18 protein-coding genes are annotated in these 21,279 nt (G+C 71.1%); 10 read left to right on the forward strand and 8 right to left on the reverse strand.

Annotation, left to right across the window (positions count from 1 at the left end):
• Positions 1–24 precede the first annotated feature (24 nt).
• The 3 genes from ACFTWP_RS06655 to ACFTWP_RS06665 all read right to left on the reverse strand — a co-directional run bounded on the left by ACFTWP_RS06655 (position 25) and on the right by ACFTWP_RS06665 (position 3,944).
• The gene (locus ACFTWP_RS06655) at positions 25–1,326 is read right to left on the reverse strand and encodes a DUF2786 domain-containing protein (RefSeq protein ID WP_380263161.1); all 1,302 of its coding nucleotides are present in this window, start codon (positions 1,324–1,326) and stop codon (positions 25–27) included.
• Positions 1,327–1,548: 222 nt separating this feature from the next.
• Complete coding sequence (locus tag ACFTWP_RS06660) at positions 1,549–3,159, reverse strand: transporter (RefSeq protein WP_380263162.1); 1,611 nt, start codon at positions 3,157–3,159, stop codon at positions 1,549–1,551.
• Positions 3,156–3,944, reverse strand: coding sequence for an ABC transporter ATP-binding protein (locus ACFTWP_RS06665; RefSeq protein ID WP_380263163.1), 789 nt, complete (start codon positions 3,942–3,944; stop codon positions 3,156–3,158). The genes ACFTWP_RS06660 and ACFTWP_RS06665 overlap by 4 nt, the downstream gene beginning before the upstream one ends.
• A 235-nt stretch (positions 3,945–4,179) precedes the next feature.
• Here ACFTWP_RS06665 and ACFTWP_RS06670 point away from each other — a divergent pair, with 235 nt between their 5' ends.
• From ACFTWP_RS06670 to ACFTWP_RS06695, 6 genes are all read left to right on the forward strand, one after another.
• Entirely contained in the window at positions 4,180–4,818 is a 639-nt protein-coding gene (locus tag ACFTWP_RS06670; protein ID WP_380263164.1) for a DUF1707 and DUF4190 domain-containing protein, read from the forward strand.
• A 577-nt stretch (positions 4,819–5,395) separates the two neighbouring features.
• Complete coding sequence (gene rpsL, locus ACFTWP_RS06675) at positions 5,396–5,767, forward strand: 30S ribosomal protein S12 (RefSeq protein WP_014144289.1); 372 nt, start codon at positions 5,396–5,398, stop codon at positions 5,765–5,767.
• A 2-nt stretch (positions 5,768–5,769) separates the two neighbouring features.
• Entirely contained in the window at positions 5,770–6,240 is a 471-nt protein-coding gene (gene rpsG, locus ACFTWP_RS06680) for a 30S ribosomal protein S7 (protein ID WP_073924319.1), read from the forward strand.
• 39 nt (positions 6,241–6,279) lie between these two features.
• Positions 6,280–8,385 carry an elongation factor G gene (gene fusA, locus ACFTWP_RS06685; protein WP_380263165.1) on the forward strand — a complete coding sequence of 702 codons (2,106 nt, stop codon included), beginning with the start codon at positions 6,280–6,282 and terminating at the stop codon, positions 8,383–8,385.
• A 234-nt stretch (positions 8,386–8,619) separates the two neighbouring features.
• Positions 8,620–9,813, forward strand: coding sequence for an elongation factor Tu (gene tuf / locus ACFTWP_RS06690; RefSeq protein ID WP_380263166.1), 1,194 nt, complete (start codon positions 8,620–8,622; stop codon positions 9,811–9,813).
• Positions 9,814–10,377: 564 nt separating this feature from the next.
• Positions 10,378–12,201: a hypothetical protein gene (locus tag ACFTWP_RS06695; protein ID WP_380263167.1), complete on the forward strand. Its 1,824-nt coding sequence runs from the start codon at positions 10,378–10,380 to the stop codon at positions 12,199–12,201.
• A 355-nt stretch (positions 12,202–12,556) separates the two neighbouring features.
• Here the strand turns inward: ACFTWP_RS06695 and ACFTWP_RS06700 are convergent, their stop codons facing one another.
• From ACFTWP_RS06700 to rfbA, 5 genes are all read right to left on the reverse strand, one after another.
• On the reverse strand, positions 12,557–13,906 hold the full coding sequence (locus tag ACFTWP_RS06700; RefSeq protein ID WP_380263168.1) for an acyltransferase family protein: 1,350 nt from the start codon (positions 13,904–13,906) through the stop codon (positions 12,557–12,559).
• 104 nt (positions 13,907–14,010) lie between these two features.
• Positions 14,011–14,970: an NAD-dependent epimerase/dehydratase family protein gene (locus tag ACFTWP_RS06705; protein ID WP_380263169.1), complete on the reverse strand. Its 960-nt coding sequence runs from the start codon at positions 14,968–14,970 to the stop codon at positions 14,011–14,013.
• A gap of 26 nt (positions 14,971–14,996) precedes the next feature.
• Positions 14,997–15,899, reverse strand: a complete 903-nt coding sequence (locus ACFTWP_RS06710; RefSeq protein ID WP_380263170.1) for a glycosyltransferase family 2 protein — start codon at positions 15,897–15,899, stop codon at positions 14,997–14,999.
• A 191-nt stretch (positions 15,900–16,090) separates the two neighbouring features.
• Positions 16,091–16,690 carry a dTDP-4-dehydrorhamnose 3,5-epimerase gene (rfbC, locus tag ACFTWP_RS06715; RefSeq protein WP_380263171.1) on the reverse strand — a complete coding sequence of 200 codons (600 nt, stop codon included), beginning with the start codon at positions 16,688–16,690 and terminating at the stop codon, positions 16,091–16,093.
• Positions 16,687–17,562 (reverse strand): glucose-1-phosphate thymidylyltransferase RfbA, encoded by an 876-nt coding sequence (gene rfbA / locus ACFTWP_RS06720; protein ID WP_380263172.1) that lies wholly within the window; start codon positions 17,560–17,562, stop codon positions 16,687–16,689. The genes rfbC and rfbA overlap by 4 nt, the downstream gene beginning before the upstream one ends.
• An 81-nt stretch (positions 17,563–17,643) precedes the next feature.
• Here rfbA and rfbB point away from each other — a divergent pair, with 81 nt between their 5' ends.
• The 4 genes from rfbB (at position 17,644) to ACFTWP_RS06740 (ending at position 21,258) form a co-directional block, all read left to right on the forward strand.
• Positions 17,644–18,621, forward strand: a complete 978-nt coding sequence (gene rfbB / locus ACFTWP_RS06725; protein ID WP_380263173.1) for a dTDP-glucose 4,6-dehydratase — start codon at positions 17,644–17,646, stop codon at positions 18,619–18,621.
• Positions 18,622–18,637: 16 nt separating this feature from the next.
• Positions 18,638–19,981, forward strand: a complete 1,344-nt coding sequence (locus tag ACFTWP_RS06730) for a lipopolysaccharide biosynthesis protein (RefSeq protein ID WP_380263174.1) — start codon at positions 18,638–18,640, stop codon at positions 19,979–19,981.
• A 99-nt stretch (positions 19,982–20,080) separates the two neighbouring features.
• Positions 20,081–20,482, forward strand: a complete 402-nt coding sequence (locus ACFTWP_RS06735; protein ID WP_380263175.1) for a DUF2304 domain-containing protein — start codon at positions 20,081–20,083, stop codon at positions 20,480–20,482.
• A complete protein-coding gene (locus tag ACFTWP_RS06740) occupies positions 20,479–21,258 on the forward strand; it encodes a glycosyltransferase family 2 protein (RefSeq protein WP_380263176.1) in 780 nt (259 codons plus the stop codon). The genes ACFTWP_RS06735 and ACFTWP_RS06740 overlap by 4 nt, the downstream gene beginning before the upstream one ends.
• The last annotated feature ends 21 nt before the right edge of the window (positions 21,259–21,279 follow it).

The raw sequence follows: 21,279 nt of genomic DNA on the forward strand, positions 1-21,279 counted from the left end.
CCCCTTCGTCCGAGCCCTCGTGGTTCAGCGCCGGATGGCCCCGGCCCGCCCGTGCAGGGCGGCCCGGTCGGCGGCCGCCCGGCCGGCGGCCCACCCCTCGCCGTCACTCACCCGCACCCGCTGCGAGGTCAGCTTGGGGAACATCCGACCGATCGTCGCATCCACCGCCTCCTCGCGTGCGGCCAGTGCGGGCAGCAGCCGCTCGTCGGGCACCAGCTGCTCCGCCGTGCCGTCCTCGCGCAGGTGCCGTCCGGCGGCCGCGTCCCGGGTGGCCTGCTCGGTCGCGGTGGTCAGCCGCTCCCGGATCCGGGCCGCGTACGCGACCAGGAACGACTGCCGGAACGCCTTGGTCCGGGAGGCGCCGTCCAGGTGCTGGCGGCTGCCCGCCTTGTGCATCGCCGCGGTGGCCTGCACCAGCAGCGAGGTGTAGAGGAGTTCGACCCCGTCGAGGTCGGCGTCGAAGCCGACGATCGTGCAGAAGCCGAACTCCTTCGCCCAGACCACCCGGCAGCGGTTCGCCGCGGCCACCGCGTCCAGCAGCATCGTCTTCGGGCCCTCGTACGGGTTGTCGACGCCGATCCGCAGGGCCGAAGGCACGTCCTTCGCGGCGACGGTGGCGGCGAGCAGTGCCTCGTCGATGCTGTGCTGCGCCATCAGCTGCTGGGCCTTGGCGGTCAGCGCCTCGGCCTCCTCGGGGTACTCGGTGGACTCGGCCTTGGCGAGCAGGGCCCGGATCCGGGAGAGCATCCGGGGCTCGCCGGTGACCGGCCCGGTCGGCCGCTCGGGCCGGGGGCTCTGACCCGGCACCGCCCCGACCGGCTGGATCGGCGGCAGGTGCCCCCAGCTGCGCAGCAGCTCCAGGGCGGCGGTGGCCAGTGCGAAGCGGTCCAGGCGGTGCCGGGCGGCGAAGGCGGTGAGGAAGGTCTCGTCCCCGCCCCACCAGACCTCGGTGGCGAGCTCCCGCAGCTGCTCGTGCCAGCGCCGGTCGAGCGCGGCGGCCGGGTGGCGGCGCCCCTCGGCGGCGATCAGGTCCACGGCGAGCGCCAGGTGCACCGGCTTCAGCTCGCGCCGCACCACCCGCGCGAGGTCGGCCGGCCGCCACCCCGCCGACCAGCACCGCCCGACGGCGGTGTCGGCGTGCGCGAGCAGGGCCCGGCTCACCTCCGCCCACTGCCCGGGGGCCGCGGCCAGCATGGAGGCCCCGGTGTCCAGGGCGAGGTCCAGCTCCTGGACGGGCGCTGCCACCACCCGGCGCACCGCCTGCTCCAGCAGCCCGCCGACGGCCTCGTCCCGCCCGGAGTCCTGCTGCTGCCTGCGCTTGCCCACGGTGATTCTGCTTTCGCTGCGTTCGGTGTCCGGGGCGGTCGGCCCTCCTGCCATGATGCCGGAGCGCGCGCCCGGATCGGTCCGGCCGGACCTCCCGCGGCCGGTCACGGGGGTGCGGCTCCGCCGGCTCCGGGTGATCAGCCCGTCCGGGCCCGGCCCGCCCGGGGCGGTTCCACTGGGCCCGCGGCCGGCTGCCGGCGTTCAGAGTTCGGCGCTCGGCGCTCAGCGTTCGACGGCCTTCGCGAGGATCTCCGGCAGCCGGCCGAGCAGCCGCCCGGCGGCGATCCGGATGCCGAGGACGACGGCCAGGGCGCCGTAGAGCGGGCCGAGCGGCAGCACCGCCCAGGCCGGGCCGTGGCCGGCCGACGCCCAGAGCAGGTAGCCGCCGACCGGGAGGCCGAGCAGCAGGACGCCGACCATCGAGCCGAAGGTGTTCAGCAGGGTCAGCCCGCCCTGGCCGGGGGCGGCGCTGCGCATCGGGCTGTTGTCGGCCGGCATGGTGTACGGCGCGACGACGCTGAACAGGGCGCCGAGACCGATCGCGCACCCGAGGACGCACAGCGCCAGACCGAGTGCCGGTGCGAGGCCGGCCCAGTCGCCGGTGACGGCGGCCAGCACGAGCCCCAGCAGCACGGTGACGGGCACCGCGTAGGAGAGGACGGCGTACGCGCGCCCGCGCAGCTCGTCGCGGGCGTCGGCCGGGGTGAGCAGGGTGGCGGCGACCATCCAGAAGGCGGAGCCGTCCATCCCGAACAGGTTGAGCATCTGCAGGCCGAGGAACATCCCGGCCATCACCACCAGGTAGACGCTGGACCAGCCCTGGATCACCGACAGCGCGCAGAGCACCAGCGTCATCCCGATCCCGGTGAACACCGCCGCCTTCGCGCGCGGCTCCCGCCAGGCGTACCGCAGGTGCCGCTGCATCACCGCGCCGGTCCGGCCGGCCGGCAGGAACCGCCAGGCCCGGGCGCGGCCGGCGCCGCGGGCGACCTCCAGGGTGGAGGAGTCGGCCGTCACCATCAGCTGCCGCAGACTGGCCAGCCACCACCGCAGCAGCGCCACCAGCAGCGCGGCGCCCGCCGCGAGCTGCAGCGCCGCCAGGGCGTACCGGCCCTCGCCCGCGGTCCTGGCCGCGTCCAGCGCACTGACCGGCGGGAGCCAGCGCAGCACCGCGGCGAAGGGAGCGAAGGGGGTCAGGTCCAGCGACTCACCGGGCTTGCCGAGGGTGCTCTGGAAGGTGAGGTTGCCGGCCTGGGCGAGCAGCGCGAAGAGCAGCCCGCCGAAGATGGCGAAGTCCTTGCCGCGCCGGCTGGAGAGCAGCCGGGCGTTGCCGGCGGCGACCGCGCGGGACAGCGCCACCAGGCTGACCGCGGCGAGCGGGACGCCGACCACCGCGAACGCCGCCGAGGCGGCCCCGTGCGCGCCGGCCGCCGCCGCGCCGCCCAGCACCAGCAGGGCCGCCGCCGGACCGGGCCCGATCAGCGCGGCCAGCGCCGAGCCGCGCAGCATCGGCCAGGGGCGCAGCGGCAGCATGGCGAGCCGGGTCGGGTCCGCGCTCTCGTCGCTGGAGAAGAGGAAGAGGGGCAGCGCGGCCCAGCTGACGACGAGGGCGGCGGCCACCATGACGGCCGCGTCGCCGGCTCCGGCCCGGCCGTTCAGCAGCGCGAGCCCGAGCGCGACGGCGGCGGCGGCGAGCAGGCCGAACACCGCCCCGAGGACGTAGACGGCGGCCCGGCCGGGGCTGCGCCGCAGGCCGTTGCGGAGCAGCCGCAGTTTGAGCGAGACCAGGGCGCGGACGACCTGCCGGCCGTCGGGCGGCGGCGGGGCGCTCACCGGTCGCCGCCGAGCCAGCCGAGGGCCTGGCCGTCGTCCTCGCGGACGCCGACGAGCTCCAGGAAGGCGGCGTGCAGCGAGCGCTCGCCGCGGACCTCGTCCAGCGGGCCGTGCGCGATCACCCGGCCGGCGTCGATCACCGCCACCCAGTCGCAGAGCTGTTCGACCAGTTCCATCACGTGGCTGGAGAAGACCACCGTGCTGCCCGCCGCCGCGTACCGCCGGAGCACGCCGCGGATGGTCTGGGCCGAGACCGGGTCGACGCCCTCGAAGGGTTCGTCGAGGAACAGCACGTCGGGGTTGTGCAGCAGGGCGGCGGCGAGGCCGATCTTCTTGCGCATGCCGGTGGAGTAGTCGGCGACCAGCTTGTCGGCGTCGGCGCCGAGGTCGAGGACGTGCAGCAGCTCCTCGGCGCGGCGGTCCACCTCGTCGCCGGGCAGCCCGCGCAGCCGTCCGTTGTACTGCAGCAGCTCGCGCCCGCTGAGGCGTTCGAACATCCGCAGGCCCTCGGGGAGGATGCCGATCCTGGCCTTGACCGCGACCGGGTCGGTCCAGACGTCGGCGCCGTGGATCAGCACGGTGCCCTCGTCCGGGCGGAGCAGTCCGGTGACCATCGACAGGGTGGTGGTCTTGCCGGCGCCGTTCGGGCCGACCAGTCCGACGAAGGCGCCGGCGGGCAGTTCGAGGTCGAGCCCGGCGACGGCGGCCTGCCGGCCGAAGCGCTTCCACAGGTTGTGGACACTGACGGCGGCCGCGGTGGGCGGCGGTGGGACGGACGCCTGCATGGGCACCTCTCCGGGGTGGGCGCGGCGGACGGACGGGGCGCGGCCCAGCCTCCCACCGCCCGGGTGGCCCGCTCCCGAGGGTCATGACCACGGCGTGTCTGGGCCAAACGGGTGAGCGCGGGCGAATCCGGCCACGCTCCCCGGAGAATTCGGCAACTACTCAGGGCCGTCCTTCGTCCTGCACTATGAGAGCAGCGAGCGCGCGCGGCGTGCCGGGGTGTCGGGAGGTGGCCGGATGGCCGTACAGCCGTGGGGTCAGCAGGGCTCCGGGTACGGGCAGCCCAATCCGTACAGCCAGCCCCCGACGCACCATCAGCCCCAGCCGTACGCGCAGCCACCCCAGCCGCAGCCCTACGCCCAGCCCTGGCAGCCCGCGGCCACCCCGCAGGCCGCCATGCGCGCCGCCCACACGGACCGCGATCGCACGGTCGACGTCCTCAAGGCCGCCTACGCCGAGGGGCGGCTCTCCGCCGAGGAGTACTCGCAGCGCTTCGACGCCGCCAACCGGGCGCAGACCTACGGCCAGCTGTCGCAGATCGTCGCCGACCTGCCGTCCGGCCCGATGGTGCTGCCGATGGGCGGCGCGGTGCCGGTCGTCCCGCCCACCTTCCTGCCGCCGCCGGTGCTGCCGATGCGCCCGCCGACCAACGGGGTGGCCGTCGCCTCGATGGTGCTCGGCCTGCTCTGCATCCCCACCGTGGGCACGCTCGGCCTGCCGGCGGTGGTCTGCGGCCACATCGCCAAGGCGCAGATCCGGGCCCGGCGCGAGGAGGGCGACGGGATGGCCACCGCGGGCCTGGTGATCGGCTGGCTGTCGGTGGCCGGCTGGGTGCTGCTGGCCCTGGTCGGCGTCCTGGCCGCGGCCGGCGGCTGACCGGCCTCCGCCCGGGCGGACCCGACCCCGGCCCCGGCCCCCGCTCGTCGGCCGTGGTGCCGTGGTCCCGTGGTCCGGTGCGATCCTGGGCGGGCGGGGCTCGACCTCGGCCCTGCGATCGGCCGAGCGGGGGAGCGCGCGGGCGCCCCGGCCGCTTGACACGCGCACCGGCTCCGGATGCGGATCCGCGGCGGATGTGATAGCGCTGTAGGGGCGGCCCGCCGCCGTGATGGACGCCATGACCTGGGCCGTCGCATTTGTTTTGACCGAGCCCGATGCGCTAGGTACGCTCTGACCTTGTGCCTGGGGTGTCCCCGGGTCCTTGTGCGTGCAAGCACACCGGCCGCCGCGCCACGGCGATGCGCTCTCCAGCGCCTCGCGCGCGTGAGCGCCGTCGCTGCACATCAGCTCATGGGATTCCGCGATTCCTCCACCACCGCGTCGGCTGCGAAGTCGGTGCGGAGGGCTGGAAGAAGCCCAACACACCCGACCGCGTGGGTCGACCACGGGGCCGTGTGCGTTGGGAACACCGCAGGTTAGATCTACCAAGCGATGGCACACAGAAAACGGAGAAACGGTGCCTACGATCCAGCAGCTGGTCCGAAAGGGCCGGCAGGACAAGGTCGAGAAGAACAAGACTCCCGCGCTCAAGGGCTCGCCCCAGCGTCGTGGCGTTTGCACGCGTGTGTACACGACCACCCCGAAGAAGCCGAACTCGGCTCTCCGTAAGGTCGCCCGTGTGCGCCTCACCAGCGGGATCGAGGTCACCGCTTACATTCCGGGCGAGGGCCACAACCTGCAGGAGCACTCCATCGTGCTCGTGCGTGGCGGTCGTGTGAAGGACCTGCCGGGTGTGCGTTACAAGATCATCCGCGGCTCCCTTGACACCCAGGGTGTCAAGAACCGCAAGCAGGCCCGCAGCCGCTACGGCGCCAAGAAGGAGAAGTAAGAATGCCTCGTAAGGGCCCCGCCCCGAAGCGCCCGGTCATCATCGACCCGGTTTACGGCTCCCCTGTGGTGACGTCGCTGGTCAACAAGATCCTGCTGCACGGCAAGCGCTCCACCGCCGAGCGGATCGTCTACGGCGCCCTTGAGGGCGTTCGTGAGAAGACCGGTGCCGACCCCGTCGTCACCCTGAAGCGCGCGCTTGAGAACGTCAAGCCCGCCCTTGAGGTCAAGTCCCGCCGCGTCGGTGGCGCGACGTACCAGGTTCCGGTCGAGGTCCGTCCGGGCCGCGCCGCCACCCTGGCGCTGCGCTGGATGGTCGGCTACTCCCGCGCCCGTCGCGAGAAGACCATGACCGAGCGCCTCATGAACGAGATCCTCGACGCCAGCAACGGCCTGGGCGCTTCCGTGAAGCGTCGCGAGGACACCCACAAGATGGCCGAGTCCAACAAGGCCTTCGCGCACTACCGCTGGTAGTCCTAACCCCGTCACTAGACAGAGAGAGAACGAGCCACCATGGCTGCAACCTCCCTTGACCTTGCCAGGGTCCGCAACATCGGGATCATGGCGCACATCGACGCGGGCAAGACCACCACCACCGAGCGGATCCTGTTCTACACCGGTGTGTCGTACAAGATCGGTGAGGTCCACGATGGCGCTGCCACCATGGACTGGATGGAGCAGGAGCAGGAGCGCGGCATCACGATCACGTCGGCCGCGACGACCTGTCACTGGACCGTCGACGATGTCGCCAACACGATCAACATCATCGACACCCCGGGTCACGTGGACTTCACCGTCGAGGTGGAGCGTTCGCTCCGCGTCCTCGACGGTGCCGTCACCGTGTTCGACGGTGTCGCCGGTGTCGAGCCCCAGTCCGAGACCGTGTGGCGGCAGGCTGACCGCTACGGCGTCCCGCGCATCTGCTTCATCAACAAGCTGGACCGCACGGGCGCGAACTTCTTCTTCTGCGTCGACACCATCGTGGAGCGCCTCGGCGCGACCCCGCTGGTGATGCAGCTCCCGATCGGTGCCGAGGGCGACTTCGCCGGCGTTGTGGACCTGGTCCGCATGAAGGCGCTGGTCTGGTCCGCCGAGGCCGCCAAGGGCGAGATGTACGACATCGTCGACATCCCGGCCGACCTGCAGGAGCAGGCGGACGAGTACCGCGAGGCGCTGCTGGACACCGTGTCGAACGTCAGTGACGAGGTGATGGAACTCGCCATGGAGGGCGAGGACGTCCCCGAGGAGCTGCTCGTCGCCGCGATCCGCAAGGGCACCCTGAACTCGGACTTCACGCCGATCTTCTGCGGTACCGCCTTCAAGAACAAGGGCGTTCAGCCCCTGCTCGACGCGGTCGTCAAGTACCTGCCGTCGCCGCTGGACATCGAGTCCATCGAGGGCACCAAGCCCGGCGACGACACGGTCAAGATCTCCCGCAAGGCCTCGGACGACGAGCCGCTCGCCGCGCTCGCGTTCAAGATCATGTCCGACCCGCACCTGGGCAAGCTCACCTTCGTCCGGATCTACTCCGGGCGCCTTGAGGCCGGCACCGCCGTCCTCAACGCGGTGAAGGGCCGCAAGGAGCGCATCGGCAAGATCTACCGCATGCACGCGAACAAGCGTGAGGAGATCGACTCGGTGGGCGCCGGCGACATCGTCGCCGTCATGGGTCTCAAGCAGACCACCACCGGCGAGACCCTGTCCGACGAGAAGCACCCGGTCATCCTGGAGTCCATGGACTTCCCGGCCCCGGTCATCCGCGTCGCGATCGAGCCGAAGTCGAAGGGTGACCAGGAGCGTCTGGGCACCGCGATCCAGCGGCTGGCCGAGGAGGACCCGTCCTTCCAGGTCAACACCGACGAGGAGACCGGCCAGACCATCATCGCGGGTATGGGCGAGCTGCACCTCGAGGTGCTGGTCGACCGTATGAAGCGTGAGTTCAAGGTCGAGGCGAACGTCGGCAAGCCGCAGGTCGCCTACCGCGAGACGATCCGCAAGGCCGTCGAGCGCATCGACTACACGCACAAGAAGCAGACCGGTGGCTCCGGCCAGTTCGCGAAGATCCAGATCGCGATCGAGCCGATCGAGTCCGGCGAGGGCTACGAGTTCGTGAACAAGGTCACCGGTGGCCGCGTTCCGAAGGAGTACATCCCCTCGGTCGACGCCGGTTGCCAGGAGGCCATGGAGTTCGGTGTCCTCGCCGGCTACCCGCTCCAGGGTGTCCGCGTGACCCTGCTCGACGGTGCGTCGCACGACGTCGACTCCTCCGAGCTGGCGTTCAAGATCGCCGGTTCGATGGCCTTCAAGGAAGGCGCCAAGAAGGCCGGTCCGGCCCTCCTGGAGCCGATGATGGCCGTCGAGGTCACCACGCCCGAGGACTACATGGGCGATGTGATCGGCGACATCAACTCTCGCCGTGGCCAGATCCGGTCCATGGACGAGCGTCACGGCGCCCGTGTCGTCACGGCGCTGGTGCCGCTCTCCGAGATGTTCGGCTACGTCGGTGACCTGCGCAGCAAGACCTCTGGTCGCGCAAGCTACTCGATGCAGTTCGACTCGTACGCCGAGGTTCCGCGGAACGTGGCGGACGACATCATCGCCAAGGCCAAGGGCGAGTAAGGACCGGCTCCGGCCGCGTCCCTACCCGAGGGCGGCGGACGTCCCGAACATTCGGGACGTTCACGACCCCTTAGGCTATTAGGAGACATACCCGGCGGGATCGCACAGATCCCGCCGGCGTCTCCGCCCCCACCCGCGGGACGGAATGGAGCGCAAACCAGCGCTCCGTACCAAACCCGATCAAAGACCAACTGACGTCGTACGGCGTACAGAACTGTCCTCAGGAGGACTGCAGTGGCGAAGGCGAAGTTCGAGCGGACGAAGCCCCACGTCAACATCGGCACCATCGGTCACATCGACCACGGTAAGACGACCCTTACCGCGGCGATCACCAAGGTGCTGCACGACGCGTACCCGGAGATCAACCCCTTCACGCCGTTCGACCAGATCGACAAGGCGCCGGAGGAGCGGCAGCGCGGTATCACCATCTCGATCGCGCACGTCGAGTACCAGACCGAGGCGCGTCACTACGCCCACGTCGACTGCCCGGGTCACGCGGACTACATCAAGAACATGATCACCGGTGCGGCCCAGATGGACGGTGCGATCCTCGTCGTCGCCGCCACCGACGGCCCGATGCCGCAGACCAAGGAGCACGTGCTCCTGGCCCGCCAGGTCGGCGTGCCCTCCATCGTCGTCGCCCTGAACAAGGCCGACATGGTGGACGACGAGGAGATCCTGGAGCTCGTCGAGCTCGAGGTCCGCGAGCTGCTCTCCGAGTACGACTTCCCGGGCGACGACCTGCCGGTCGTGCGCGTCTCGGCGCTCAAGGCGCTCGAGGGTGACAAGGAGTGGGGCGAGAAGCTCCTCGGCCTCATGACCGCGGTCGACGACTTCATCCCGACCCCGGCCCGCGCCACCGAGCTCCCGTTCCTGATGCCGATCGAGGACGTCTTCACGATCACCGGTCGTGGCACCGTCGTCACCGGTCGTATCGAGCGTGGCATCCTCAAGGTCAACGAGACTGTCGACATCATCGGCATCAAGGAGACCAAGACCACCACCACGGTCACCGGCATCGAGATGTTCCGCAAGCTGCTCGACGAGGGCCAGGCCGGCGAGAACGTCGGTCTGCTCCTCCGTGGCATCAAGCGCGAGGACGTCGAGCGCGGCCAGGTCATCATCAAGCCGGGTTCGGTCACGCCGCACACCGACTTCGAGGCCCAGGCCTACATCCTGTCGAAGGACGAGGGTGGCCGTCACACCCCCTTCTTCAACAACTACCGCCCGCAGTTCTACTTCCGTACCACGGACGTGACCGGCGTCGTGACCCTCCCCGAGGGCACCGAGATGGTCATGCCGGGCGACAACACCGCCATGACGGTCGTGCTGATCCAGCCGATCGCCATGGAGGAGGGCCTCAAGTTCGCCATCCGTGAGGGTGGCCGCACCGTCGGCGCCGGCCAGGTCACCAAGATCCTCAAGTAATTTGACGGTCTGACCTGCCTGCACCACAGGCACGGCGAGGGGCTCCGCATCCGTCCGCGAGGACGGGTGCGGAGCCCCTCGCCGTTTTTCCGGTGCCACCGCACGCGCCACCGGGGTGACGGCGCGCCACGGCGTCGGGGTGGGCGCGCGGCCCGGCGCGAGCGCCGCCGGCCGGGCCCGTCGAGGGCCGTGGGTGCCAGGAATTGCGGTGGGGGCATTGCAGTAACATGGCGGACGCTGCTGTGGTATTTGACGTCGTGCTCTTGTGGCCGGGGCGGGGCCCGTTGTGCAGAATCTGCCTGATCGTCATACGGCTGAGATGAACTTCGAGTAAATGGAACCTGAGGAGACGGCGGGTATATGGCAACCCAACTTTCGGAGCAGCGGACGCGTCTTCGCGTTCCCGCGTCGAAGCGGTCAGCCGATCAGGAGTCAGCGGGCGGGCGGCGATGGGAATTCCTCGCCGGAGCGCTCCTGGCTTCCTGGATCGTCCCGTTCGCCCTTGATGCCCTGAATCTGGACATCATCCTCATTCCGATATTCGTACTCGCCATCGGCTCCGTCATGCGGACCGGTGGCGGGCTGCTCGACCGGCTCGTCATCGCCACGCTCGTCCTCTGCGGCGGCGTGCTGGCACTCGGCCTGGTGATGTCGCTCTGGCCGTGGGGCCTGGCCCCCGTCCCGGCCGCCGGACTGATCCTCTCCACGGTGTCGCTGGTCGCCTGGATCGGCCGTCGCCGGCCGCGGCTGCCGCTGCGGTTCCGCACCTCGGACCTGATGATCGTCGGCACCGTCGCGGTGGTGTGGCACTACATCCACCACCCGCTCGTCGGGCGTTCGCTCCAGGACCGGCTGCCTTTCGTCCTCTCGGTCGAGGACAGGTTCATTCACTTCTCCATCTTCGACGCCGTTCACCAGCTGGGCGGTTACCCCTTCCTCGACCAGCCCGCCGGAAAGCTGCTGCTCAAGACGCCGACCGAGGCCGTTTATCCGCAGGGATCGCATTTCCTGCTGGCCTGGTTCGACATCTTCGTCCGTTCGGCCACCGATCTCGGTGACACCGTCGCCGCGTACAACCGTTACTACCTCTACGTACTGGCCTCCTTTTCCATTCTCTGCGGCCTGATCGTCTGGGGCGCGCGCTGGATCGGCGGGCCCCGGCTCACCGGTTGGCGCACCGCCGTGGTCTGCACCGCGGTCGCCGGCATCGCCGTGGCCAGTCCGCTGGCGGGAATGATCCGGGTCGGCTTCGACTCCCAGATCGGCGGTCTGATCTTCCTGACCGCGGCGATCCCGCTGATCGTCCGGCCCGCGATGGGCTGGGGGGCGTACGCGTCGGTCTCGGCGGCGGCGCTGGTCACGGTGGCCTACACCTACAACATCCTGGCGGCGTTCGTCGGGATGGCGCTGGTGGTCGGGGCCCTGGTCTACCGCAAGCGCCAGAGCAGGCGCCGCTGGTGGCTCTACGCCGTGCAGGTGCTGGGCGGCGCGATCGCCGTGATCCCGAGCCTGATGTCGGTGCTCGCCGACTTCGACGTCGAGTCCCAGGCCCAGGCCCGCGGGATGTACCTCTCGTTCGACCGCTCCATGCTCGTCGGACTGGCGGCGCTGGTCGTCGTCGTGGTCCTGATGCCGGGCAACCGGCGGACCGGCATCTCGCAGGCGCTGCTCCTCACCGTCGCCGGCGGCGCGCTGATCCTCGGCGCCTTCGGCGCGTGGCAGATGCACACCATCGGCAACCTCTCGTACTACTTCGAGAAGCTCGCCGTCGGCGGCCTGGTCATCACCATGCTGGGCATCGGCTCGGCGGGGACGCTGCTGCGGCGCATCGGGCCCTGGACCAAGCCGTTCCGTCGTGGCTGGTGGACCGAGGCGGTGGCCTCGGTGGCCGCCGTGGCCGCCGGCCTCAGCCTCTTCGGCGGGATCCAGTGGGGGGTGCCGTCCGTCGCGGCCGGCCCGACCGCCTTCCAGAGCAGCGAGCTGGTCTCCTGGAGCCGTGGCAAGGGCGGTGACCTCGGACCCGTCGCCAAGACGCTGATCAACCGCGACATGAAGCGGGTCCAGGCCCCGACGCCGGTCATCGCGCTGTACTCCAACAGCGGCTACATGAACTGGCGGGTCAGCTTCTTCGCGGTGACGCTCACCAACAAGAGCGGGGTGTCGGCCTTCTACGACGACCTGCTGAAGGTGGACATCGGCGCGGCCCCGGTGGAGAAGGCCCAGTGGGAGAAGTCGTTCGCCGCGCTCAAGGGCGTGGTCGAGCGGGTGCCGGACAAGGAGGTGGTCGTCCTGGTGGCCGATCTGCCGACCGCCCAGCGGCTGCGGCAGGACCTGGCCTCGGTCACCAACAAGAAGGTGACCGTGCTGGACGCGCCCTTCCCGGGCTGACCCGCGGGTACGGCCTGCCCGGCCGGAGCGGAACAGGGCGAGGGGCCGTGGCCCGGGGTGCTCCCGGGCCGCGGCCCCTTCGTCGTTCCCGGGCCGGGCCGTGGTCCTGTCGTCCTGTCGTCCCGTCGTCCGCCGGCTCGGCCCCGGGCCGGTCCCTCGATGCGACTGCCGGGGCCGGCCCGGTCCCTCGGAGCCGTCGCCGGCCGAGGCCCGTGATCCCGCCCGTGAAGGGGGGCCCGTCGATCGGGCCCCGCTGAGGCCCGCGATCAGGCCCGGGAACGGGCCCGGGAAAGACGGAATCCCTGACCGGGAGGCCGTGGGCCCGCCCGGTCAGGGATTCGTGGGTCGTGCTCGCTCAGGCCCGCACGCTCGGGGCCGTCTTGCTCTGCGACGCGTCGGCGTCCTTGTTCTGCGCCGCGTCGGTGCCCGGCGCCGCCGGGTGTTCGCCGCCCTCCGCCGCCGGAGCGGCCGCGGTGGCGGCCCTGCCCGCGACCGGGGTCACGGGAGCCGTGGCCTCCTGGGCGGCGGCCCGACGGGCCTTCAGGCGCTTGACGGGCCACGGCGTCCAGTCCTTGAGCCGCATCGCGGGGGACTCGACGACGTACCAGGAGAAGGCCGCCAGCACCACGGTGGCACCGAGCGCGCAGGCGAGGAAGCCGAGCTTGCCGTACTTGATGAAGCCGAGCATCGCCAGCGACTGCTCCACGGTGAACCCGTAGATGTAGATGCCGTACGAGAAGTCGCGCTTGCGGCCGAACCGCTGGAACGGCCGGGGGAGCCGGACGGCCAGCCAGAACACCAGGTACGTGAACGCCGGGTAGCCGATCACGAACAGCCCGCCCCAGCGCAGCGTGGCCACGAAGACCACCAGCGAGAGCAGCGCGAGGCCGTCGTGGACGGGGACCCGCTCCTTGTAGAGCTGGACGGTCGCCCCGAGCAGGAACGCGAACCCGAGGTGGATGATGAAGTGCGTCGAGAGACCGCCGAGGAACGGCAGGTTCACGTACGTGTTCTGGTCGCCCGGGATCCCGCGCCAGCCGGTCGCGTCGAGCCAGTCGTTGAGGATCAGGACCCACAGGCCGAGGGCCGCCAGCGGGATGAACCGGCGGGCGTGGCGCAGCACGCCGCCGGCGGCCAGCAGGCCGACCACGATGTAGCAGAGGATCTCGTACTTGAGCGACCACAGGGCACCGTTGACGCTCTGGTCGAAGTTGGTGCCCCGGTGGATGCCCTCCTTGATGACGCCCGAGACGTCCCAGCCGCCGCTCAGCGAGGTGTCCCAGGTGCCCTTCAGGTAGAAGAACGGCCCCGCCGGGTGGTCCCAGAAGCCGGTCAGCGAGCCGTGCTGCCAGTGGTACAGCAGCGGCATGATGACCAGGGTGGAGATGACCAGCGATCCCCACAGGCCCGGCAGGATGCGCAGGGCCCGGTGCCAGCTGTAGCGGCCGATCGTGGTGCGCCGACCGCTTCCGGTGATCATGAATCCGGAGGTGACGAAGAACCCGATGACGGCCATCTTGCCGAGGTCGGTCTGCAGGCCGCTGCGCTTCCACAGCGGGTCCAGGTGTCCCAGTGCCAGCGGGTAGACGTGCGAGACGACCACGGCGCTGGCCATCAGGAGGCGCAGCAGCCCAAAGCTGTTGGCGCGGCTGGAGAACAGCTCGGCCAGCGTGCCCCGGGAGCGGAGCAGACTGCTCGGTCTCATGGAATCCTCTAGTTCGGGGGTCGGAGCGGTGCCTGACGGAGCGGGGGCCCGGGCGCGGGGGCGGTGTGCTGCCCGGGGCCCGGAGACTGGGGCAGGGGGCGGTGCTAGCCGGCGGCCGGGCGGATCCGCGCCTGCCAGAGCGATTCGACGGCGTCCCGCATGTCGCGTTCGGGGGTCCAGCCGAGCCGCTCGCGGGCCGCGGTGACGTCGAGCTGCTGCCACTCGGTCTCCGGGCCGGCGCCGTCCGGGCCGGGGACCTCGGTGATCTCGGTGGGGACGCCGCTGACCTCGATCAGCAGCTCGACCAGTTCGCGGGCCGAGGTGGCGGAGCCGGTGCCGATGTTGAGCACCGGCGGCAGGTCGGTGGCGGTGGCGGCGGCGAGGACGGCGTCCACGGTGTCGGTGAGGTCGACGAAGTCGCGCTGCGCGGTGAGCGGGGCCAGCGACAGTTCGGCGGTCCGCCCGGCGAGGCGGGCCTCGTCCAGCTTGGCGGCCATCACGCCGAGCAGGCTGTGCCCGGGCTGTCCGGCGCCGACCACGTTGCCCAGGCGCAGGGTGACGGCGTCCAGCCCGTGCTCGCGCACGGCCCGGGTCACGGCCTCGGTGGCGGCGAGCTTGAGCTTGCCGTACTCCATGACGGGCGCCGCCGGGCCGTCCTCGGACTGGCTGGTCCCGATCGGCACCATGCCGTACTCGTGCACGGTGCCGAGGTGGACGAGCCGGGCGGGGCGGTCCATCGCGCCGATCGCCTCGATCAGCCGGTCGACCAGGACCACGTTGGCGACGTGCATCTGCTCGTCGGTGAGGCCCCACATGCCGCCGGCCGCGTTGACGACGAGCCCGACCCGCTCCCGGGTGAGCAGCTCGGTGAGCTCGGCCGGGGCGGCCGAACTGAGGTCGAAGGGCACGAAGCGGCCGGGAACGGGCTCGGCCGGCTCGGTGCGGGCGATGGAGACGACCTCGTGGCCGAGCTCGGTCAGACGGTTGCCCAGGACCCGGCCGATGAAGCCGGAGCCACCGAGGACGGCGACGCGGGCCTCGGTCTCGTGCGGTGCGGACGACATTGCGCAGGTGCTCCTAGGAAAGGGGGTCAGCGGGGCTGGGCGGCCGTCGAGGTGGCGTTGCGCAGCAGCGTCTTCGCACCGTCCCACTGGCCGGCGCGCATCGCCCCCGGCACCAGGGTGAGGGCGTGGATCCGGGCGGAGAGGTGCAGGCGGGAGGCCTTGGCGGCGCGGGGCCACCCGTGCTCGTCGAGGCGGTCGGCGGACTCCAGGAAGTACCGGCGGGCCTCGGTGAACCGGGTGCCGCTGTAGGCCGACTTCGCCGAGATGCTGACGTTGTGGCGGCGGTACTGGAAGCAGCGGGTGTCGTCGACGATCATCTGCTCGCCGGCCTGCAGCAGGTCGATGACCAGCGCGAGGTCCTGGATGATCTCCAGGTCGTCCCGGAAGCCGGTGCCCCGGACGGCGTCGGTGCGCCAGCAGATGGAGGGGAAGTACAGCCAGTTGCCGCGCAGCAGGCTGACGGCGAGCTCCTCGCCGCCCATCAGCCTGCGGCCCTGCTCCTTGGGGGCGTACAGGCGGCGCTTGGCCTCGTCCACCAGCGTGTTGCTGGGCTTGCCGACGCTGTCGATGACCTCGACGCCGGGCTGGATCATCGCGGCACCGGGGTGCGCGGCGAGGGCGGCGCGGATGGTCGCCACGTAGTTGGGCAGCATGATGTCGTCGGTGCCCATGAAGACCAGGTACTCGTGCTCGGCGAGGCCGAGGCACTTGCGGTAGTTGCCGGTCACGCCGAGGTTCTGCTCGTTGCGGCGGTAGCTCACGCGGGGGTCGCCGAGCTCCGCGAACCACTCGGGGACACCCGGCTCCTTGCCGTCGTCCACGACGGTCAGCCGCCAGTCCGGGTCGGTCTGCGCGAGCACGCTGCGAACGGCGGCCTGCATCAGCGCGACGTCCCCGTAGTACGGGAGGAGCACATCCAGAGTGGTCATGGTGGGGGCACATCCGCTGGTCGAGGTCGTGGCGGGGGCGTCCTTGCCGGCCCGGCCGCCGCGCAGGGGTTACCTGCGGCTGGCCAATCATACTGACGGTCCCCGGGCGCCCACCCGTGGCCGGGGCCCCGGCCCCGGCCCGCCCGGTACCGGGGCGGACCCGGGCCCGGGCCGGTACCGGGGGTCCACGGTCAGGCGGTGCGCAGGCTCTCGGTGAAGGCCTGGCAGGCCTGGTAGTCCGGCAGCAGGCCGGAGGCGATCGCCTCGGCGAGCGAGGGGGCGGCCGCGTCCCGGGCGGAGAGCTGCGGGCTGTCGGCGGGCCACTCGATGCCCAGGTCCGGGTCCAGCGGGTGCACGGAGTGCTCGCCGGTCGGGTTGTACGTCTCGGAGCAGACGTAGGAGAGGGTGGCGTCGTCGCTCAGGGCGCAGAAGCCGTGGCCGAGCCCCTCGGAGATGTAGACCGAACGGCGCTCGGTCTCGTCCAGCTGGACGCCCTCCCACCGGCCGAACGTCGGGGAGCCGACGCGCAGGTCGACGATGACGTCCAGCACCGCGCCGCGCACGCAGCTGACGTACTTGGCCTGGCCGGGCGGGACGTCGGCGAAGTGGACGCCGCGCACCACGCCCCGGGCCGAGACCGACAGGTTGCCCTGGGCCAGCCGCAGCGGGTGTCCGACCACCTCGGCGAGGCGGTCGAAGCGGTACCACTCCATGAACAGGCCGCGCGGGTCACCGTGCAGCTGCGGGGTGACCTCGAAGGCACCGCCGATCGACAGTTCGCGGAACTTCATCGGGCGCTCTCCTCGTCGAGCAGGGCGATCAGGTAGTCGCCGTAGCCACTCTTGCGCAGCGGCTCGGCCAGCTCGCGCAGCTCGGCGGAGCTGATCAGCTCGGCCCGCCAGGCGGCCTCCTCGATGCAGCCGATCTTGAAGCCCTGGCGCTCCTCGATCACCCGGACGAACTCGGAGGCCTGCACCATCGAGACGAAGGTGCCGGTGTCCAGCCAGGCGGTGCCGCGGTCGAGGATCGTCACGTGCAGTTCGCCGGCCCGCAGGTAGGCCTCGTTGACCGCGGTGATCTCCAGCTCGCCGCGGGCGCTGGGCTCCAGCTTCCGGGCGATGTCGACGACCTGGTTGTCGTAGAAGTACAGGCCCGGCACGGCGTAGCGCGAGCGCGGCTGGACGGGCTTCTCCTCCAGGGAGAGCACCTGGCCCTGCTCGTCGAACTCGACGACGCCGTACGCGGACGGGTCCGCCACCGGGTACGCGAACACCCGGCCGCCGACGGGCGCGGTGTGCTGGGCCAGGCGGGTGCCGAGCCCGCTGCCGTGGAAGATGTTGTCGCCGAGGATCAGCGCGACCGGCTGGTCGCCGATGAAGTCGGCGCCCAGGACGAACGCCTGCGCGATGCCCTCGGGCCGCTCCTGGACCGCGTACTCGAGACGCAGGCCGAACTGGGAGCCGTCGCCCAGCAGCCGCTGGAACTGGTCCTGGTCCTGGGGGGTCGTGATGATCAGGATCTCGCTGATGCCCGCCATGACCAGGGTCGAGAGCGGGTAGTAGATCATCGGCTTGTCGAAGACCGGAAGAAGCTGCTTCGAAACGGCTCGGGTCAGCGGCCACAGTCGTGAGCCGGTGCCTCCCGCCAGGAGAATTCCACGCATGTCGGCAGCTTATGTGAGCTGAGTACCGGTGCGCTGGCCCGGGGTGGGTGCTTGACGGGGCACGGGTAGACTGCCCCCACTATGCGCATCCTCGTGACCGGCGGCGCCGGCTTCATCGGTTCAGAGTTCGTCCGCCAGCTGCTCGGCGCTGACGCCTCGGCCCAGATCACCGTCTTCGACAAGCTGACCTACTCGGGCGTCGAGGCCAACCTCGCGCCCGTGGCCAACCACTCCGGGTACTCCTTCGTCCGGGGTGACATCTGCGACGCCGAGGCCGTCGACCAGGTGATGCCCGGCCACGACGTGGTGGTGCACTTCGCGGCCGAGTCGCACGTCGACCGGTCGATCGAGGGCGCGGGCCCGTTCGTGCTGACGAACGTGGTCGGCACCCAGGTGCTGCTCGACGCGGCCCGCAAGCACGGGGTCGGCCGGTTCGTCCACGTGTCGACCGACGAGGTCTACGGCTCGATCTCCGAGGGCTCCTGGACCGAGGAGTGGCCGCTCGCGCCCAACTCGCCCTACTCGGCCTCGAAGGCCGGCTCGGACCTGCTGGCGCTGGCGTACCACCGCACCCACGGCATGGACATCGTGGTGACCCGCTGCTCCAACAACTACGGGCACTACCAGTTCCCCGAGAAGGTCATCCCGCTCTTCACCACCAACCTGCTCGACGGCAAGAAGGTGCCGCTGTACGGCACCGGCGGCAACATCCGCGACTGGCTGCACGTCTCGGACCACTGCCGCGGGATCGAGCTGGCGATGCTCAAGGGCCGGGCCGGCCACGTGTACAACATCGGCGGCGGCACCGAGATCACCAACAAGGAGCTGACCGGCCTGCTGCTGGAGGCGGCCGGCGCGGGCTGGGACATGGTCGAGCCGGTCGCCGACCGCAAGGGCCACGACCTGCGCTACTCCCTCGACATCACCAAGATCAGCGAGGAGCTGGGCTACGCCCCGCAGGTCCGCTTCGAGGACGGCCTCGCCGCCACCATCGCCTGGTACCGCGACAACCGCGCCTGGTGGGAGTCGCTCAAGACGAAGGCCGAGCTCGCCGGATGAACCCCGTGACCGGCCGATGACCAAGTCGTCGGCTCAGGGACCGCTCGCCAAGCTGCTCGGCGCGCTGCCACCGGGCGTGCGGCTGGTGGTCGGGGGGACCGTCGTGCTCGGTGCCTCCTCGTACATCTTCCTGGCGCTCGCCGGCCACAGCCTGGACACCGCGCAGGTCGCCGGCGTCTCGGTGCTGTGGACGGTGGTGATGTCCGTCGGCTACGGCCTCTTCTCGCCGGTCGAGCTGGAACTGACCCGGCTGGTGGCCGCCCGTGACGTGGCCGGGCACGGCCCGCTGCCCGCCGTGCGCAGGGTGCTGGTGCTCACGCTCGGCGTGCTGGCGGCGGTGCTGCTGGTGATCGGGCTGGCGGCCCGGCCGATCGCGGACCGGCTGTTCGGCGGGGACATCGGGCTGGTCCTGGGCCTCGGCGGCGCACTGGTCGGCCTGGCGATCAGCTCGGTCGTCCGCGGCGCGCTCGCGGGCCTGGGCAACTTCCGTGCCTACGGCAGCCAGCTGGCGGTCGACGGCGGACTGCGGATCGCGCTCGGCGCCCTGGTGCCCGTGCTGGGGTTGCACTCGGCGCTGGCGTTCAGCCTGATCCTGGTGGTCGCACCGCTGGCCGCCTCGGTGATCGGACTGCGCTCCGTGCTGGGCGACCGGCGCGGCGGGCCGATCCCGGCCTGGCGCGACGTCACCCGGGGCCTGGGCCTGCTGACCGGCTCGACCCTGCTGGCGCAGCTGATGGTCAACGCGGCCGTGGTCAACGTGCGGCTGCTCTCGCCCTCCTCCACGGCGCTGGTGGCCGCGCTGCTCAACGCGGTGGTGCTGGCCCGGGTGCCGCTGTTCGCCTACGCCGCCATCCAGGCCTCGCTGGTCTCGGCGCTCTCCGGCGCGACGGCGGCGGGCGACCACCGGGAGTTCCGCAAGGTGCTCACCAGGACGGCGGCCATCGTGGTGATGATGTGCGCGGCGGCCGGCCTGCCGACGATCGTCCTCGGGCCGTGGCTGATCCAGGTGCTCTTCAAGGCGCAGGACGTGCTGACCTCGCTGGACTTCCTCTGGCTGGTCCTCGGCACCCTCTGCTACATGCTGGCGACGGTCTTCGGGCAGGCGCTGATGGCGCTGGGCCGCCATCACCGCCAGCTGTTCTCCTGGCTGGCGGGCACGGTCGTGATGATCGCGGTGACGCTGATGCCGGGGGACATCGCCACCCGGGTCGAGGTGGGCTACCTGGCTGGTGCCGCCGTCAGTGCGACTGCCATGCTGTGGTCGCTGTTCCGTTCGCTGCCCGAACGGCCGAGCGCATCCGGCGAGCCGCGCACGGCTGCCGCCGGGCAGCGTCCGGCCGGAGCACTGCGGAGCTCCTGAGGTCCTCGTGTACGCCGGGCGTGAAGAACCCGAGTGCGACACGCCCATATGATCTGCCTACTATTGCCACGCCACTGCCGCTGAAAGGCGCCTCCCGTCGTGCAACTCACCGTCATCACCTCCGTCACCGGAGTCCTGGTGGTCGTGTACATCCTCGAACTGCTGCGCCGTCAGCAGCTCCGGGAGAAGTACGCGACGATCTGGCTCGCCATCGGCGTCGTCGTGGCTCCGCTGGGCTTCTTCCCGGGCATCCTGGACTCGACCGCGCGCAAGCTCGGGATCGCCTCCGGGGTCAGTCTCGTCCTGTTCGCCGGGTTCGTCCTCGTGCTGATGGTCAGTCTGCACCTCAGCTGGGAGGCCAGCCGCCTGGAGGCCGAGACCCGCACCCTGTCCGAGGAGGTGGCCCTGATGCGGTCCCACCTCGTGGAGCACCACGGCTACCCCGTGACCAAGCACCAGGACTCCGCCCTGGACGGCACTGACCCCAAGGTGTACTCATGATCGACGGACGACGGGTCCTCATCATCCTCCCCGCCTGGAACGAGGAGGAGGGTCTCCCCAGCATCCTCAAGGAGATCCAGACCCACCTGCCGGGTGTGGACACCCTGGTCGTCGACGACGGCTCGACCGACCGCACCGCGGCCGTCGCGACCGCGTCCGGTTCGCCGGTGGCCCAGCTGCCGTACAACCTCGGCGTCGGCGGCGCCATGCGGCTCGGCTACCGCTACGCGCACCTGCACGGCTACGACGTGGCGATCCAGATCGACTCGGACGGCCAGCACGACCCGTCCTACGTGCCCGTCCTGCTGGAGAAGCTCAAGGAAGCCGACCTGGTGATCGGCGCCCGCTTCGACGGCGAGGGCGACTACAAGGTGCGCGGCCCGCGCAAGTGGGCGATGGGCCTGCTCTCGGTGGTGCTCTCCCGCATCACCCGCACCCGGCTGACCGACACCACGTCGGGCTTCCGCGCCTGCAACAAGCCGCTCATCGAGTTCTTCGCCAACTGGTACCCCGTCGAGTACCTCGGTGACACCGTGGAGAGCATGGTCGGCGCCGCCCGCTGCGGCTTCGTGGTCCGCCAGGTCCCCGTCGCGATGCGCGAGCGCACCACCGGCACGCCCAGCGCCTCGCCGATCAAGGCGATGGTCTACCTCTCGCGGGCCGGGCTCGTCCTGCTGCTCGCGATGATCCGCCGCATGCCCCCGCACCTCAAGGTGATCGCGGCGAAGCGCCACGCCTACCGGGTCAGCCCGGCCGGGGCCACCGTCGGGTCCTGAACGCCGGTCGGCGCCGGGAGC

Source organism: Kitasatospora sp. NPDC057015, assembly GCF_042673745.1.
GTDB lineage: Bacteria > Actinomycetota > Actinomycetes > Streptomycetales > Streptomycetaceae > Kitasatospora.